Here is a 15,429-nt window from a genome sequence, read left to right on the forward strand (position 1 = left end):
CACATGAAAAAGACGGCTTTCGAGACTTATCTCGAAGGCCGTCCTCGCTGCAGCTCCTTACAAAGCTTGTCCCTTGCCTGCATTATCCAAAAATATGGCGCCGCGGCTCGGCATAGGGCTGAAACATATAATTCCGGTCCAGCTTGACTACCCGCCGGTTGGGTCTGCGGACCATAACCTGACTGCCGTCCCACGCTATAACGATACCGATCACATCGTTGCTCTCCAGGGCATCGCGAACGACCCGAATCTTTTCGCCAGAGAGACGGTATTCATTCAGCTGTTCGTCGCTGATCATGCAGAATTCTCCCTTCTCCCGGGACAAGCGCATCCTGCACCTGAACCGGATTGTTCCGAATGATGAAGAAACGGCTGCGCCGTCGCGAAGCCAATATATTGTTATATTGAATAAAAAAGACCGCAATGACGAATCATTGGGTCTCATTTAAATAACGAGATATGCATCTCTTTGTGTTTGACCTATATCAGCGCTTCGTTCTTCTCGAACCAGAAGTCCAGCACTTTAGCGGACATCACTCGTTGTTCCAGATACTCCACTTGTTTGCTTGTAAACTTCTCTCTCCATGCGAAATCCAGTTCTTCGCACAATCCTGCAATAGTCAGAAGTTCCGACCAGGCAACATAGCGTTTGTACCAAAAGAATTGAGGATGTTCGATCATATAGGGATACAGATCGTCAAACTCCGTGTGCTTGCAATCGAGCGCACGCTCGAAGTGATCCTTGGCCTCGGCTAATTTATCAATAAAGAATTGCTCTGTCACCGGTTCTTTCCCCATTGTGACGCCTCCTCTCCTATATCTGACCTTATTATAAATGAAAATGTATGGGGTGGAAAGCAATTGTTATAAAAATAGGCTTTGTTCTCATTTTCGTCACGATTTGTAACTCGTTAAGTTACTCTTCGAATTCGATTCTGCCATCAGCCAGGGACTTGATCTTTGCGAGCGATTCCAAGCGGACGCCCTGTTCACGGATCGTCCGTGCGCCGGCTTCAAAGCATTTTTCCACAACGACCCCGAGTCCGACCAGTTCCGCTCCCGAGCGGTTAATAATCTTGATCAGACCGCGCGCGGCGTCGCCATTGGCGATAATGTCGTCGATGAACAATATTTTGTCATCAGGCGAGATATACTGGCGCGAAATCATAATATCTGTGACGATCCCTTTGGTAAAGGACGGAACACGTTCGCACAAGGCGTCGGGATCGGCGAGCAGCGTTTTTTTGCGGCGTGCAAAAACGAGCGGCACCTTCAATTCATAAGCGGTGGCAAATGCCACGGCAATACCCGAGGATTCCACGGTAACGACGCGAGTCACCCCCTGGTCTGCAAAAAGCCTCGCAAATTCCCGTCCCATTTCCATCGTCAGCTCGGGATCGACCTGATGGTTGAGGAGTCCGTCCAGCTTAAGCACCTGATCGGAAATGACAACCCCTTCCTCCAAAATTCTCTTTTTCAATAATTCCATGACGCTTACGCCTCCATTATCCATTCTCTTCGGACGTTCCACTGTAAAATTCTTGCAATGCAAAACAGGCGGAAGTCATGTCCTTCTGCTCAACATCATAACCTGTACTATGCCAGTACACAAGCTTGTCCGGCAATGCATCGCCGAAAGACCATATTTTTTGCTTCGCCGGAAAGGTTACCGCACGCTTTCGAAGCCGTTTTGCCGAAAAATGATCAACGCGGTTTATGCTTGCAAAACTTAGCACACGCTTCCGAAGTCAGTTTTGCCGAAGAATGATCAACGCGGTTTATGCTTGCAAAACTTTTAGGAGGAGAGCCATGAGACAAACGCTCCGCACGCTGCAAATCGCCTTTACTTATATAGGCACGATTGTGGGAGCCGGGTTCGCCACCGGCCAGGAAATTCTCCAGTTCTTCACGCAGTACGGCCGCTGGGCAACGCTGACCATCATCCTCTCCACGGGGGTCTTCATCTGGCTCGGCACTAAAATGATGATTCTTGCCCGCCGGATCGGGGCCGAATCGTATGAAGATTTCAACCGCCACCTCTTCGGGAAAAACACAGGCGGCATTATCAGCCTGTTCACGCTGCTCATACTGATCGGAGTCAACAGCATTATGCTGGCGGGTGCGGGAGCCATTTTTGAGGAGCATCTCGGACTTCATTATCAAACTGGGCTCCTGGTGACATTAGTCGGTTCTTATCTTCTGCTGAAACGGGGTATTACCGGCATTATGCAGATGAACAGCGTTGTCGTTCCCCTGATGCTAACCCTTTCGCTTATCATCATTTTCAACACGCTTGAACATCCGGAGGCGCACCGCTTCATGTCGCTTGTTACCGAACGCAGCGCAATTGCCGCCTGGCTGTCGCCTTTTTTGTATACGGCGTTCAATCTGGGTATGGCGCAGGCCGTCCTCGTCCCTATGGCGCGTCATTCCAAGAACGATCGGACACTTGCCTTCGGCGGTATTATCGGCGGTCTGGGCATCGGCTTTATGCTGATGGCGGCCCATTTTGCGATGAGCGCGCACATGCCGGGCATCCTGCAGTTCGAGATTCCGATGGGCAGCATCGCTTTCCGGCTCGGAACGCTGGTTCAGCTTGTGTATCTGCTGCTGATCTTTCTGGAAATTTTCAGCACCTTTGTGGCCGACATTTACGGCGTCACGCTTCAACTGGCGCAGCGCCTGCCGATCTCACACTCCGTCATTACCGCCTTGGTGATGTTGACCTGTTATGTCTTCAGCCAATTCGGTTTCAGCTCGCTGCTGGGGCTGTTCTATCCCATGTTCGGCGCGCTGTCGCTGGTCTGGGCGGTCAGATTGATCCTTACACCCATGGTTCCGCCAGGCAAAGCAGGCGCCTTTACAAAATCGACAACAATCACCGCCCCCAAATCGGTTCCGCGCTCTACACGGAAATAATGGAGGCCTCAGGCACCAGTCTGGCGGCGGCTTCCGCTACATGCCTGTGGCAGGTCAGCATAACGACCTGGCGTGAAGACGACAGATCGCCAAGCAGAGAAAGCGCCGCATGCAGACGCCTCTCATCGAAATTGACGAACAGATCGTCGAACAGCAAAGGCAGCGGGTCCTGACGGTCCATCGTTCCGGCAAGTGCCAGCCGCAGGGACAGATACAGCTGCTCTGCCGTTCCCCGGCTCAGCAATCCACTGTCCAGCAGCCCCGCCTTCCGGTGCTCGGCTTTCAGTTCTTTCTTCCCCAGAGTCATCACGACCCGCCGATATTCCCCTTCAGTCAAACTCTCGAAGTAAGAGGAAGCCAGGGTCAGAACCTGCGGCTGCTTCTCGCGCTCGTAAATGCGCCTCGTCCGGCCGATTAATTCCGAGGCGAGCGCGGACACGGCATACTGCTCCGCGATACTTCGCAGCGCAGCCTTCTGCTCCTCCAACTGCTGAAGCGCGGTATCCTCCCGGCAGCTCTTCTTCAGGTTCTCCCTCTCCTGCAGCAATCTGCCCCGAAGCTGAAGCAGCCCGCTTCTTCTCTCCTCCAGTTCGGCCAGGCTCACTTCCATCCGCCGCTTCTCTTCTTCCAGCGCGTAAGCATCCCTTTGCTCCAGCAGCTCCAGAAGCCCCTGTCTTTCTTCCCCGTCCCTGCCACCGAACATAGCCAGTTCCCAGTGCCGGAGCGACCGCTCCAGTTCCCGGCGCCTTGTAACGGCCGCGGCGCGGCGAAGCAGATCTTCGCCATTCTCCGCCCCACCTTCGCTCAGCAGATGGTCACCCATCTGACGCAGCGTTTCCCGTTCACGTGTGTACTCTTCCAGCTCCTCCTCCGTCCCGCGCAGCCGGGACATCAGGTCTTTCCGGTGCAGGAGCGCTGTCTTCAGCATCTCCCATGCGGCGGCCCGGTCTTCCAGCCAGCGGATAGGGGAAGACGAAAGAGGCAAGGGAACGGGCAAGGGAACGGGAGCCGGTGACAATACACCGGCAGGCGAAACGTCCGCAGGCGGCTCTTCGGGCAATGAGTGATCCGGTTGCAGAACGCCGACCGGCAAGGTGGGCGGATCATCGGGCCGTCTTACGGCCGAGGAGGCGGTAAGGAAGGAGGAAGCGCTGGAGGAAGCCATCTTCTTTCCCGGCACGGCTTCTTCGGCGGCTGAGGCCGTTTCATCTACGGCCTCTCCCGCTTCCGCCATCAAGACCCTGCATTCCTCCTCAAACGCTTCGATCTCCCGCTTCAGCTCGGAAATGCGCTGCTGAAGCCCGTCCTCCCGGCGCAGCAGATCATTCCCCTGCTCCGCCAGAGCGAAAATGTCGGGCAGCCCTTCCGGAGACAAATCCTCCGGCAGGTTCCGGCGGCGAAGCCATTCCTCAAAGCGAGCGGATGTTCCGCGGAAGTCTTCTTCCGCCGCGTCCATCTCGCGGACCAGCGCCTGCTCCTGGCCGGCCATCGCCTCGGCCTCCGTCCGGCGGAGGTCCCGCTCGCCGGCCAGCCGCTCGGCGCGCTGGCGCCATGCCGTCCAGGCGTCCATCAGCCGCCGCAGCTCCTTCATGCCGGCCTCCAGCCCGCCCGCATCCGGGCTGGACGGCGCCTGCTGCTCGGAGAGCAGCAGGCGCCGCAGCCGCAGCATCTCGGCTGCGGCCTCCGCCCCGCCGCTGACGGGCGGGGCTTCACGCTGCCGGCGCGCGCCGCGCCCGCCGGCGAGCAGGGCCAGATCGGCGGCGGCCAGCACGCCGAACGCGATCCAGGCGCTGGCCGGCGGCGCGCCGGTCAGCCACAGCGCCGCCGGCAGCAGCGCGGTCAGCGCGGCCGCCAGCGCCAGCAGCGGCCAGGCGGCGGCGCGGCCGCCGGGGGCCGCCGCAGCGCCCGGCGGCGCTTGCTGCAGCTGAGCCTCGCGCCAGCGCTCCGCGGCGTGCTGCAGCTCGTCCCACAGCCGCGCCGTCTCGCGCGGGCTCATGGGCCGCAGCGCCGCAAAGGAGGCGGCGGCTTCCTGCTGCTCCCGCGCGAGCGACCGCTCGGCCTGCTGCAGCGCCGCCTGCGCCGCGGCAAGGCGTACGCGCAGCGCCTGCCGCCCGGCGGCGAGGCTCTCCATTTGCCGGTCGTAAGCGGCAAATGAGGCGGCAAAGCGGCGCGCCGCTTCGCGGTCTGCGGCGGCTCCGGCGAAATCCGCGAGCTCCGCGGCGCTCCAGCCGGGATGGATGCCGCGCAGAATGCGCCGCAATTGCTCCCGCAGCGACTTCCGCTCCTCCTCCAGCCGCCGCAGTTCCGTCTTCCGGTTCTCATATCCGCCCTGTGCGCGGAGAAGCCGCTCCAGCCGGGGGCCCTGCGCTTCCAGCCGCCGGTCGGGGACCGTCCTGGCGAGCTCCTCCCTCAGCTCCGAGGCGATTCGCTCGGCACGGGCCACCGCCTGCTCGGCATTTCCGGTCCGTGTCTGAAGATCCTTCCAGCGTTCCGGAACATCCTCTGGAAAATACGGGAGATTCGGCAGTTCCCGCAGTTCCTGGCGTGCGGCTTCCCATTTCAGCCAAAGCTCGCGGATGTCGAGCGCCTTGGTCAGACGCTCCAGCCGGGCGCCTTCCTCCCGGCGGCGGTTCTCCAGCTCTTCCAACTCGATTTCCGCAGCCTGCATCGCTGCGGTATTCTCGTTGTAGCGAGGGAGATAGGAACGGCTTTCCGTTATCTGCCTCTCCAACTTTTCGATTGACTGGAGAATCTTGGCCGCCTCCTGCGTCTTGCCCCGCGGCTTGTAGAGCTTATCCGCCTCCTGCTGAAGACGCCGCTCCGCCCTTAGAATATCCCCGCCGCCACCGATGCCGGCGTGAAACAAATAGCTGTTCATCTCTTCGGATTGCAGGGTCCCCAATTCCTGAAGCTCGTCCAGCGACACCGCAAAGAGCTGTCGGAACATCGTTCGGGACACACCGCCCAGCAGCATTTTCTCCAGCTCGTCCTGTCCGAGCTCCTCCACGGTTCCGTTGATGCCGCTTACCGTAATCTTGAGCCTGTCGCCCTTGCCGCCCTCCGTACCTCCGGAGTACCGCCGGATGCTCCAGGCGTTTCCCTTGGCGTCCCGGGCGGTCAAGATGCCGCCGTGCAGGCCGCCATGTACAGGCTCAAGTCTTTCCGCAGGGTAGTTCCGGCCGGGAATGCCGAACAGCATGGCGCGGATAAACTGCAGCAGCGTGGATTTCCCCGCCTCATTGGGACCGTACAATACCGTGAGTCCCGACGCAAGCTCCAGTTCCCTGCTGTGAAGACGGCCAAAGCCGCCGATTTCAAGCCGCTGTATTCTCATCTTACCGACCTCCTTGCCGGTTCCGGCTTTCAGGGAACGGATGGCTCTCTTCTTCCGGTTCCATAACATCGCTCAGCAGCGTCACGGCCGTTTCGGCCGCCCGCATCAGCCAGGCGCGCATGTCGTCCTCCCCGACTTCGGCAAGCAGCCTTCTTAGCTCACGGTTCTCCGCAAGCGGCGCCAGCGCCGCCCGGGCAAGCTCGTCCAGAGCTTTGCCGTCTTCGGCGCTTTCTTCCGCCATTCGCATCATTTCGCCGAGAAAGCTGTCCTCCGCAAGCAGGCGTTCACGGTCGACCTCCGTTCCGGATTCCAGGGAGAAGCCTTCGGTCCAGACGAGCCCGCGGAACAGACCCTGTTCCGCCCTTAATGCTTCACGCCGGCGCAGCTCGTCCAGCAGATCTCCCGAAGCTCCTTTTTCAGCCAGAACACGGTGAACGGCGCCGCGGCCAATGATACGGAACCGCACGACGGACATCAGCTCCGGATGCGAGGCCCGAATTTCCTCGACCGACTGCTCAACCGCCTCGATCCATTCCGTTTCCCGGACCATTCCGTCAATTGAAATATCCCGGATCAGGAAGCGGACTTCATCCAGCTCCCGGAAGCGCAGGCCTGCGATGCCGCTGCCGTCTACATCCACAACGTAGCAGCCCTTCGGTCCGGTCTCTTTAATGCTGCGTCCCTGGATATTTCCCGGATATACGATATACGGGCGCTCATGAAGAATCCGCCGCTTATGAATATGACCGAGTGCCCAATAGTCGAAGCCGGAGTCAATCAAATCCCTGCGTGTACAGGGAGAGTAAGTCTCATGCGCCGGATCGCCATCGACATTGGCGTGCAGAAGCGCGATATGGAACAGCCCGCTGCCCTCTTTCCGCCGATACCGCAGCGACGTATTCTCCGTCACTTTAGATGTGGGGTAGGATAATCCGCTGACGACTGCCACTTCCCGTCCGTCGCTGCGGCGCACAACCGTCACCTGCCCTGGCGTATCGGCGCCGAATACCGTAACGCCGTCCGGAAGCTCCATATGAAGACGCGGACCGTCCAGCGGGTCGTGATTGCCGTGAATGAGGAAGATGGCAATTCCGTTGCGGGAGAGCTCCAGCAGTGCTTCATGGAAACGCAGCTGGCTCTGAAGCGAAGAATCGGCGGAATCGTAGACGTCGCCGCTTATGACGACGAAATCGGCCTCTTCCTGGACCGCCACGGCAACAAGCCGCCCGAGGGCGGCGAATGCGGCTTCGCGCAGGTAGTCTCTAATCGGTACCGGGATATGCGACAAGCCGGCAAACCGGCTGTCCAGATGCAAATCCGCGGCATGCACAAAACGAAACGGAACCATCCGGTTCACCCTTTACTATCGGTTTGGAGCTGCAGATACGTCTTCTTCAGTTCATTAGCGATGCGGGTCAGCGAGTACAGATTTTTGGCTTTGTCCCACGCCGACCGGGACAGCTCGTAGCGGTAAGCAGGATCTGTGATTACCTTCTCAAGCGCGTCTGCCAGAGCGCCTACATCGTCGGGCTTGACGAGCAGACCGTTAACGCCGTCCTCAATTTGCTCGGGAATACCCCCGACGTCCGTTCCGACGAGCGCCAGGCAGCTCAGCGCGGCCTCAGCAAATACGGAGCCGAATGCTTCCGCGCGGGAAGGCAGCACGAAAATATCGAAGAACGGCATAAATTCTTCAGGATGCAGCGTGTACCCGTAAAAAATCGTTTCATTATATATTCCAAGCGATCTCGCGAGATTTTCCAGTTCGGCGCGGTACGGGCCGTCGCCGATAATATGCAGCACGTATTCGTGTCCGCGTTTCTTCAGCTCGGCGCAGGCTTTGAAGAGCACATCGATCCCTTTTGCCGGAACGAGACGGGTAACGGTTACCAACTGAGGAACATCATTTTCATGCGCCACCGGCTTAAACCGTTTTTCGTCAAATCCGTTCGGGATGATTTGGATGCGTGACGGCTCCTTTGTATAATGGGACATATAATCCGCAAAGGACTGTGACACGGTCATCAGCCGGTCGCTCACGTACTCCAGTTCCCGGTAAATCAAAGTCAGGAACTGATGTTCAAGCCCATCCTCGGCAATTTTTCCGTTCAGGATCAGCTCGCGTTCGTAGCTGGAATGGAACGTCTGAACGAGTGGCACATCCGGAAACACTTTCTTCATCGCCATGCCGGCTATGGGGTGATGCGCATGAATCAGATCGTATCGTTTGTTCAGGCGCAGCTTCGTCCACCATAAATAATCCCGGTAGGTTTGGATGTATTTTTGCACGATCGGGCTCTCGCCGTACGGCGTCCAATCGAAAGTTTCAAAGACGATTTCGTCGCTGCCTTTACCGCGGATACGCTTGGGCAGCCAGAAGAGTTCCATCTCCCAGCGGCTAGATCGAAAACGTTCTTGCAAATATGGAATCATTGAGGAAACACCGCCGGGCTGCTCCGGCGGAAAGAAGAGCGCTTGCAGCAAATTCATATAGTAAGTCCCCTTTTCTATTGCCTAAGATGAAACGGTTGCGCCTTCCTTGACCGGAAGAAACACCTTCACCCGCCCCTTTATGGATGGTGCCGTTTCCCGCAGAAATAGAAGAACATTTTATAAGCGGGCGAGCCTATAAATTCTTATCCTTCAAAAAACGGCCTTGCATGGCAATTATGTTATAGTTGAGCATATGTACATAGACACTGTTAAAGTTCCTACTTAGATTTTATCGGCATACGTCTGAAACGGCAACATACAAAACCGACATCGTCCGTCGAAGATGCCGTTAGGCCTTGCGCCGCAAAGCTTTATCCAACTTGATTAAAATGAACAAAGGAGATCGCAACAATGAATAAGGAAATGCTGCCCGCCGCTTTTACAGCCAGGATCAAAGAGATGCTGGGAAACGAAACGGACGCCTTTCTGGGTACATACACAGCGCTGAGGACCCAAGGCCTAAGGCTGAACAAGTTAAAAACCGGTACGGAATCGGGACGAAACACTGCGGAAAAAGCTATGAGTCTATTCGGCCTTCAGCCCGTACCCTGGTGCTCCGAGGGCTATTATTATGAAGATCCTTCGCGTCCGGGCCGCCACCCTTACCATGAGGCCGGATTATATTATATCCAGGAGCCGTCGGCAATGTCCGCCGCCGTACTGCTGGACCCGCGCCCCGGTGAGACGGTGCTGGATCTCGCCGCCGCTCCCGGAGGCAAGACAACCCATATCGCTTCTCTGATGGAAGGATACGGCCTGCTCGTATCGAACGAAATCCACCCCGAACGGGCCAAAATACTGGCGGAAAATGTGGAACGGTCAGGTATCATGAATGCCCTCGTCACCAGCGCACACCCTGGCGAGCTGGCGCGCCGCTTTCCGGAAGCCTTCGACCGGATTATGCTTGACGCCCCTTGCTCCGGGGAAGGAATGTTCCGCAAGGACCCGGACGCCGTCGGCGAATGGTCGCCGGAGCATGTGGAACTCTGCGCCTCCAGGCAGTGGGACATTGTGCAGGACGCCTACACGATGCTGAAGCCGGGCGGCCGGCTGGTCTATTCCACCTGTACGTTTAACACGAAAGAGAATGAAGAACTCGTATCGCGGCTTACGGCAAATTATCCTGATATGGAGCTGCTCGCGACTAAACGGCTGTGGCCGCATCTCGAAAAAGGCGAAGGGCATTTTGTGGCGCTGCTGGCCAAAGGCGGGTCCTTGGACTTGGACTTGGATAAGCCTTCTGCCGTCATCTCCGCCCAGGGTTCCGCCAAACGCAGAGGCCGGGCGGGCAAAGGCCGGTCCGCCGGACAACCGGAAGCCTCCGCGCAGGCCGCATTCCGGCAGTTCCAGGAATGGGCGTCCGCAGAAACTCCGGGCTACCGGCCGGAGGGTATTCCCGTTCTGTTTGGGGATTCCCTCTACCTGCTGCCTTCTTCATTTGGCGCCTCCTGTTCCACGGAACTTCTCCAAGGCCTGCGCGTTCCGCGCGCCGGCCTTCATCTGGCCCATTTGAAGAAAAACCGGTTAGAACCGGCGCATGCGCTCGCCATGGCTCTTCGTCCGGAGCAGGCCGCTCGCGTGTTCGATCTGGACCCGGACGGCCCTGAGGCAAGAAGCTGGCTGCGGGGCGAGAGCCTGGCCGCGCCGGGACCCCTGCAAGGCTGGACGCTGGTCACTGTGGATCGCCTGCCGCTAGGCTGGGGCAAAGCAAGCGCCGGCCAGCTCAAGAACCATTACCCGAAAGGACTGCGCCTTCCGTAGAAGCCCGCCCATATTAAATCCGCTGGGCGGCTGACCGGAGCGGCAGAGGCCCTCCCTACATACGATGTTCTATCCCATGAAGCCGAGGCGATATAAGACGGCAGCGGGGAGACAGTCCCTTTAAAGGAGGAATCCGCATGGGCGCAGCTTACGGAGGCTTCACTTCGACCGGAGCCATTTTGGTTCTGTTCATTCTGCTCGTCATTATTTCCCGCTCGTTGTTCATTTAGTTTACCTTATATTATACGCTTGGATAACAAAAGAGTGCTCTTGGCCGCGGCTAAAGAGCACTCTTTTATGAACGATTATCCATAAGCAAATTGTTTAATTACCTGCTTTTTTACATCCGAGATTAAAATCTACCGGCGATACCCATTTCCCTTCCGGTTTAAGACAAACAGTATTTGATGAGCGCCTTGGATACTCCGTTCTCGTTGTTGTTGCCGGTGACCACGTCGGCCGCCGCTTTGACTTCCAGCGGGGAATTGTCCATAGCGACTCCCAAGCCAGCGAAGGCAAGCATCGAAATATCGTTATAATAATTGCCGATTGACAGCACTTCCTCCTGACGGATGCCAAGCTGCTTGGCCAACTGCTTCAGAGCATTGCCTTTGGATGCCTCGGGGTGCATTAAATCGATGAAAAACTCTCCGCTGCGCTGAATATTGAACGACTGTATCCATGTGCTCCATTCCCGCTGGGCTTCGTCCATTATTTCCACCGTGGAGAACACGGTGAACTTCACAATCGGTTCGCGGAACTCCTCCCAAGCCGGAAGCGACGCGGGAACAAGCTGGAGATGCTCATACATAAAATGGGCTTCTTTTGTCAGATGCTCAACATTATCCACGTAAAGCTCGAAAGCGGTATTTACGTCAAAATGGATATCGCGCTCACGGCAATACTGAATATATGGATCAAGTCCTCGCCCGTCCATGGCGTATTGATGAATGACCTTCTGATCCTCCACCCGCACGGTGACGGCCCCGTTATCGGCAAGCACATAACCGGTCAGTCCCATCTCCTCCATAAGCGGAAGGGCGTTCTTCGGGTTTCTTCCCGTACACAGAACGACCCGGCCTCCCTGTCTGGTGACCTCCGCAACGGCCTCCTTGTTCTCGGGGCTTAAAGAGTGATCGTCGTTCAGCAGCGTACCGTCGACATCTAGCGCTATCAGCTTGTATTTCATTCTCCACCATCCTTGAAATTCTTTTTATCTGTCTTTTTATTATAAAATAGCGCCTTCACGTTATGTGGCCATGATGTTAAATTTCCGCGCCAAGCAGCTTTAGCTCCGCCTCGGTCAGCTCCCGGCAGGCTCCTTCGGCCAGGCTCTCGTCCAGAGACAAATTGCCCATTGAGACTCTTTTTAAAAAGACGACTTTTTTCCCGACCGCTTGAAACATCCGTTTTACCTGATGAAACTTCCCTTCGGTTATCGTCAGGGAAATTCGCGAAATGACTTGTTTTCCGCGCTCTCTGCTCAGAATGACCAGCTGCGCGGGCAGGGTCACATAACCGTCGTCCAGCTTCACTCCCTCCGCAAAAGCCGACACATCTTCCGGACCGACATCGCCTTCCACAACGGCCTCATACGTCTTCGGCACATGCTTGCGCGGCGACAGCAGCTCATGGGCAAGCTTGCCGTCACTCGTGAGCAGCAGCAATCCCACCGTGTCTTTATCCAGTCGCCCTACCGGAAAAGGCTCGAACGCCGCGTAGCGCTCTTCCAGCAGATCCAGTACGGTCCGGTCCCGTTTGTCCTCCGTTGCCGACAGTACACCCGGCGGCTTGTTCATCATGAGATAAATATGCTCACGGTAAAGAACCGCCTCGCCGGCCACCTCGATCTTGTCGACGTAGGGATCGACATGCGCGCCACTGTCTTTAACGACCGCGCCATTTACCGTGATGAGCCCCTGCTTCGCCTGCTTCCGCAGTTCGCTGCGCGAGCCGAAGCCTACATGGGACAGCACCTTGTCAAGCCGCTGCTTTTTACCTTCGCCGCCTTTCGTCTTTGCCATCTATGTCCACCTCCAGCCTGCGGGATATTCATTCTTGAGGATGCCTTCCTGCCATTTCGCCCAGCCAACGCTGTATTCGTCGATGCAGACGAGCACGTAGCCTTTTGGTGCTGCGCCCGGGGCAAGTCTCAGACGGTCCGACGGAATCGACAAAGTCTCCCCCTTTAGGTAGGAAACCGCTTCCGCCCCATCTCCGGCAAGCGACACGCTTCGCCGGCTTTCATGCGGAGCAAGCGCCGTCGCCAGGGGATGGCCTGGAATAAAACGTCCGTTCCGGACCTGTCCCATGTACCAGCCGGGACGCACCGTTTTCAGGCCGTCCAGCGCTTCACGCGGCAGCGGAGACATATACAAATGCTCTCCGAACAGTATGGGGAAGCCTTCCGGCTGCCAGCCCAGCTGCTCCCGGGTAAACTCCGCATACGCCGCCATAATGTCTCCCTCCGACGTAAAGGCCACGCTCCGTCCCCGGCTTCCGTTCCTGCCGGAAGATCGGCCGCCGCGGTTGTCGACACGGCTTTCGGGAGTCTTGTCCTTGCGGGGGACGGCGGTCCGGCCGCCGGTCTCCCGGCGCGGAGCGACCGGCAGAGACGGGTCGCCGGCTCGCGTTCCGGCGGTATCCTCTCCAGCCGTTGCTTCATGCCTTAAGACGGCAATAAAATGTCCCTCACCCTTAACCTTGTGGGGCCACAAACGCGCCGTGTCCGGAAGCGGCTGGAATCCTGGGGCAAAGGAGCCTGTTCCTCCGACCGGAACGACCGAAAACTGCGGATGCCCGGCCAAAAACTCGGTGATGCCGCCTTCATTCTCCTCCGGCGAAAAAGTACAGGTCGAGTAGACCAAAGTGCCGCCCGGCTTAAGCGCGCGCGCCGCCGCCTGAAGAATCTCGCGCTGCATGCCGGCGTATTTGGCCGGCGTGCTCTCGTCCCACTGCCGCACCATATCCTCGTCCTTGCGGAACATGCCTTCGCCGGAGCATGGGGCATCAATCAGGATGCGGTCGAAAAACCCGGGGAACGCCTCGGCGATTCTCTCCGGGCTCTCGTTCAGGACGATCGCGTTCCTCGCGCCGCAAAGTTCCAGGTTCTTGGCCAGAGCCTTGGTCCGTTCGGAATGCAGGTCATTGCTGACCAGCATCCCCCGTCCCTGCAGCTTGGCGGCGATCTGTGTAGACTTTCCGCCGGGAGCGGCGCACAGATCCAGTACGCGGTCGCCCGGCAGGACGCCGAGCAGCTCTACGGGCGCCATGGCACTCGGCTCCTGAATATAGTAAAGTCCGGCGTGATAGTAAGGATGCTTGCCGGGTCTCGCTCCCTCTGGGGTGTAAAACCCGGTGGAGCACCAGGGAATCGGCTCTATGCCAAACGGCATAATCCGCCGCAGCGCTTCCACAGGAATCTTTAATGTATTGACACGGACACCTGTATGAGGAATCTCCCCATACGTCTCCGCAAACGCTTCGTACTCCCGTCCCAGCAGGTTCTTCATCCGCTCGGAGAAGGAGTGCGGAAGTTGTACCGCCATGCTGCATCCTCCCGATAATCCCTTTAACAAAGGGGTTGAATAGCTTAAGGAACACCCCCTTGAGGGTGTCCCTGTGCCGTAAATTATTAAGTCCTGCCTAATCAGTGGCGGCAGGACTGCTGTCTGCGGGGCCCCCGCCGCTGAGGGATATTCGGCTTGATGCCGCGAGAGGCGGCACGAACCGCCACCGCCAGCTCGCCATCCACGATATCGATGGTCAAATCGTAATAAGGAAACGGCTTCTTGTTGTACTCCTTCAACTGCCGGACATACCTTTCCGTCTCGCGGACGAGCTTGGCGAGATGAATGCCGAGCGTCGTATCCGGGTAATGCCGGAGTCTCGCCGCCGCGCCCTCCAACATAATTAACGCACCGCGAACGTTGCCGTTACGGAAATGATACAGTCCCACAGCAACCTGAAGCAGCGCTTTATACAGCGGATCGCGTTCCTTGGAGAGCCATAGTTCCTCCAGAACCTCATGGCATTCAAAAAAATCGCGATCCCGGTTGAAATAGACCAGATATGCGACATACAACCGATCATAAGCCATCCGGCAAATCGCCTTTCTTCGCCTGCGAAATCATTGCGCGCACCCGCAGGAGCAGTTCCTTCATCGCTTCCATGTCCTGGCGCTGCCAAATTTCGTTGAACTCTTCCTGGCTGCGGATCGCTTCATTGACAAGATGGTAGAAATACAATTGATGTATCGCATGAAGCACCTGGGTCGTCGTATTGGAATTTTCCTCAAATGTCTTCTGCGCATCCAGGATTTCTTCCCGGATGCTGGACATCTCGGCGTCCAATATCGACGCGGCCTCCGCTGCCGTCTTCAGGCGCAGCCTCATTTCATCCGGCAGGCTTTCCCGGTATTTATAGTTCAGAGAGTGCTCGATGGTCGCCCAGAAATTCATCGCCAAGGTGCGGATCTGAATTTCGGCCAGAACGATCTTTTGCCCGAGGGCCGTCTGCACCGGATATCTGATGATCATATGGAAGCTGCGGTAGCCGCTCTCTTTGTAATTGGTAATATAGTCTTTCTCATATACCACTTCCAGATCTTTGCGGGCGCGGACAAATTCCGCCACACGCCGGATATCCTCCACGAATTGGCACATGATCCGTATACCCGCGATATCCTCAATCCCCTGCTCCAGATCCTCCATCCGCACATTCAGGCGCTTAGCCTTTTCCAGAATGCTGGAGAGCCGCTTCACCCGGCCGGTTACGAATTCGATCGGCGTATATTCCTCGCGCTTTTTAAGCTCCGCGCGCATCGTTTTGAATTTGACCTTAAGTTCTTCCACTGTCTGTTCATAAGGAAGCAAAAAAGTGCCCCAATCCCTGCCGTCCATCGTCCTTCCTCCTGTCCTCTC

At 57.3% G+C, this 15,429-nt stretch carries 15 protein-coding genes; 4 read left to right on the forward strand and 11 right to left on the reverse strand.

Annotated features, from left to right (window positions below; all coding sequences use genetic code 11):
• Nucleotides 1–82: 82 nt before the first annotated feature.
• The gene (locus EH198_RS13080) at nt 83–298 is read right to left on the reverse strand and encodes a hypothetical protein (protein WP_124695974.1); all 216 of its coding nucleotides are present in this window, start codon (nt 296–298) and stop codon (nt 83–85) included.
• On the opposite strand from EH198_RS13080, the gene EH198_RS24650 reads away from it, so the two are divergent.
• Complete coding sequence (locus EH198_RS24650) at nt 297–449, forward strand: hypothetical protein (RefSeq protein ID WP_185702871.1); 153 nt, start codon at nt 297–299, stop codon at nt 447–449. The genes EH198_RS13080 and EH198_RS24650 overlap by 2 nt on opposite strands.
• Before the next feature lie 31 nt (nt 450–480).
• Here EH198_RS24650 and EH198_RS13085 read toward each other — a convergent pair whose 3' ends face one another.
• Nucleotides 481–798, reverse strand: coding sequence for a hypothetical protein (locus EH198_RS13085; RefSeq protein WP_124695975.1), 318 nt, complete (start codon nt 796–798; stop codon nt 481–483).
• Nucleotides 799–916: 118 nt separating this feature from the next.
• On the reverse strand, nt 917–1,489 hold the full coding sequence (locus EH198_RS13090; protein ID WP_124695976.1) for a xanthine phosphoribosyltransferase: 573 nt from the start codon (nt 1,487–1,489) through the stop codon (nt 917–919).
• 320 nt (nt 1,490–1,809) lie between these two features.
• Here EH198_RS13090 and EH198_RS13095 point away from each other — a divergent pair, with 320 nt between their 5' ends.
• Nucleotides 1,810–2,919, forward strand: a complete 1,110-nt coding sequence (locus EH198_RS13095) for a YkvI family membrane protein (RefSeq protein WP_124695977.1) — start codon at nt 1,810–1,812, stop codon at nt 2,917–2,919.
• Here EH198_RS13095 and EH198_RS13100 read toward each other — a convergent pair.
• The 3 genes from EH198_RS13100 to EH198_RS13110 are packed head-to-tail and all read right to left on the reverse strand — an operon-like array spanning nt 2,906 to nt 8,743.
• Nucleotides 2,906–6,253, reverse strand: coding sequence for an AAA family ATPase (locus tag EH198_RS13100; protein ID WP_185702872.1), 3,348 nt, complete (start codon nt 6,251–6,253; stop codon nt 2,906–2,908). The two genes, EH198_RS13095 and EH198_RS13100, sit on opposite strands and share 14 nt — an antisense overlap.
• A 1-nt stretch (nt 6,254) precedes the next feature.
• On the reverse strand, nt 6,255–7,601 hold the full coding sequence (locus EH198_RS13105; protein ID WP_124695979.1) for a metallophosphoesterase family protein: 1,347 nt from the start codon (nt 7,599–7,601) through the stop codon (nt 6,255–6,257).
• A gap of 5 nt (nt 7,602–7,606) precedes the next feature.
• The gene (locus EH198_RS13110) at nt 7,607–8,743 is read right to left on the reverse strand and encodes a glycosyltransferase family 4 protein (RefSeq protein WP_124695980.1); all 1,137 of its coding nucleotides are present in this window, start codon (nt 8,741–8,743) and stop codon (nt 7,607–7,609) included.
• 354 nt (nt 8,744–9,097) lie between these two features.
• On the opposite strand from EH198_RS13110, the gene EH198_RS13115 reads away from it, so the two are divergent.
• Nucleotides 9,098–10,507 (forward strand): RsmF rRNA methyltransferase first C-terminal domain-containing protein, encoded by a 1,410-nt coding sequence (locus tag EH198_RS13115; protein WP_124695981.1) that lies wholly within the window; start codon nt 9,098–9,100, stop codon nt 10,505–10,507.
• A gap of 137 nt (nt 10,508–10,644) precedes the next feature.
• Nucleotides 10,645–10,737 carry a YjcZ family sporulation protein gene (locus tag EH198_RS24895; protein ID WP_221621519.1) on the forward strand — a complete coding sequence of 31 codons (93 nt, stop codon included), beginning with the start codon at nt 10,645–10,647 and terminating at the stop codon, nt 10,735–10,737.
• A 158-nt stretch (nt 10,738–10,895) separates the two neighbouring features.
• On the opposite strand, the gene EH198_RS13120 is transcribed toward EH198_RS24895, so the two are convergent.
• The 5 genes from EH198_RS13120 to yjbM all read right to left on the reverse strand — a co-directional run bounded on the left by EH198_RS13120 (nt 10,896) and on the right by yjbM (nt 15,408).
• Nucleotides 10,896–11,696 carry a Cof-type HAD-IIB family hydrolase gene (locus EH198_RS13120; RefSeq protein WP_124695982.1) on the reverse strand — a complete coding sequence of 267 codons (801 nt, stop codon included), beginning with the start codon at nt 11,694–11,696 and terminating at the stop codon, nt 10,896–10,898.
• A gap of 76 nt (nt 11,697–11,772) precedes the next feature.
• Nucleotides 11,773–12,531 (reverse strand): pseudouridine synthase, encoded by a 759-nt coding sequence (locus EH198_RS13125; protein ID WP_124695983.1) that lies wholly within the window; start codon nt 12,529–12,531, stop codon nt 11,773–11,775.
• Entirely contained in the window at nt 12,532–14,055 is a 1,524-nt protein-coding gene (locus EH198_RS13130) for an RsmB/NOP family class I SAM-dependent RNA methyltransferase (RefSeq protein WP_124695984.1), read from the reverse strand.
• 101 nt (nt 14,056–14,156) lie between these two features.
• Nucleotides 14,157–14,606: a DUF309 domain-containing protein gene (locus EH198_RS13135; protein WP_124695985.1), complete on the reverse strand. Its 450-nt coding sequence runs from the start codon at nt 14,604–14,606 to the stop codon at nt 14,157–14,159.
• Nucleotides 14,596–15,408: a GTP diphosphokinase gene (yjbM, locus tag EH198_RS13140; protein WP_124695986.1), complete on the reverse strand. Its 813-nt coding sequence runs from the start codon at nt 15,406–15,408 to the stop codon at nt 14,596–14,598. The genes EH198_RS13135 and yjbM overlap by 11 nt, the downstream gene beginning before the upstream one ends.
• Nucleotides 15,409–15,429: the final 21 nt, after the last annotated feature.

Source organism: Paenibacillus rhizophilus (genome assembly GCF_003854965.1).
Lineage (GTDB): Bacteria > Bacillota > Bacilli > Paenibacillales > Paenibacillaceae > Paenibacillus_AQ > Paenibacillus_AQ rhizophilus.

Excerpts from the sequence above, each read along its gene's own strand:
- EH198_RS24650 (WP_185702871.1), top strand. The coding sequence starts at position 297 with ATGCAGAATTCTCCCTTCTCCCGGGACAAGCGCATCCTGCACCTGAAC.
- EH198_RS13080 (WP_124695974.1), bottom strand. The coding sequence starts at position 298 with ATGATCAGCGACGAACAGCTGAATGAATACCGTCTCTCTGGCGAAAAG.
- EH198_RS13085 (WP_124695975.1), bottom strand. The coding sequence starts at position 798 with ATGGGGAAAGAACCGGTGACAGAGCAATTCTTTATTGATAAATTAGCC.
- EH198_RS13090 (WP_124695976.1), bottom strand. The coding sequence starts at position 1,489 with ATGGAATTATTGAAAAAGAGAATTTTGGAGGAAGGGGTTGTCATTTCC.
- EH198_RS13095 (WP_124695977.1), top strand. The coding sequence starts at position 1,810 with ATGAGACAAACGCTCCGCACGCTGCAAATCGCCTTTACTTATATAGGC.
- EH198_RS13100 (WP_185702872.1), bottom strand. The coding sequence starts at position 6,253 with ATGAGAATACAGCGGCTTGAAATCGGCGGCTTTGGCCGTCTTCACAGC.
- EH198_RS13105 (WP_124695979.1), bottom strand. The coding sequence starts at position 7,601 with ATGGTTCCGTTTCGTTTTGTGCATGCCGCGGATTTGCATCTGGACAGC.
- EH198_RS13110 (WP_124695980.1), bottom strand. The coding sequence starts at position 8,743 with ATGAATTTGCTGCAAGCGCTCTTCTTTCCGCCGGAGCAGCCCGGCGGT.
- EH198_RS13115 (WP_124695981.1), top strand. The coding sequence starts at position 9,098 with ATGAATAAGGAAATGCTGCCCGCCGCTTTTACAGCCAGGATCAAAGAG.
- EH198_RS24895 (WP_221621519.1), top strand. The coding sequence starts at position 10,645 with ATGGGCGCAGCTTACGGAGGCTTCACTTCGACCGGAGCCATTTTGGTT.
- EH198_RS13120 (WP_124695982.1), bottom strand. The coding sequence starts at position 11,696 with ATGAAATACAAGCTGATAGCGCTAGATGTCGACGGTACGCTGCTGAAC.
- EH198_RS13125 (WP_124695983.1), bottom strand. The coding sequence starts at position 12,531 with ATGGCAAAGACGAAAGGCGGCGAAGGTAAAAAGCAGCGGCTTGACAAG.
- EH198_RS13130 (WP_124695984.1), bottom strand. The coding sequence starts at position 14,055 with ATGGCGGTACAACTTCCGCACTCCTTCTCCGAGCGGATGAAGAACCTG.
- EH198_RS13135 (WP_124695985.1), bottom strand. The coding sequence starts at position 14,606 with ATGGCTTATGATCGGTTGTATGTCGCATATCTGGTCTATTTCAACCGG.
- yjbM (WP_124695986.1), bottom strand. The coding sequence starts at position 15,408 with ATGGACGGCAGGGATTGGGGCACTTTTTTGCTTCCTTATGAACAGACA.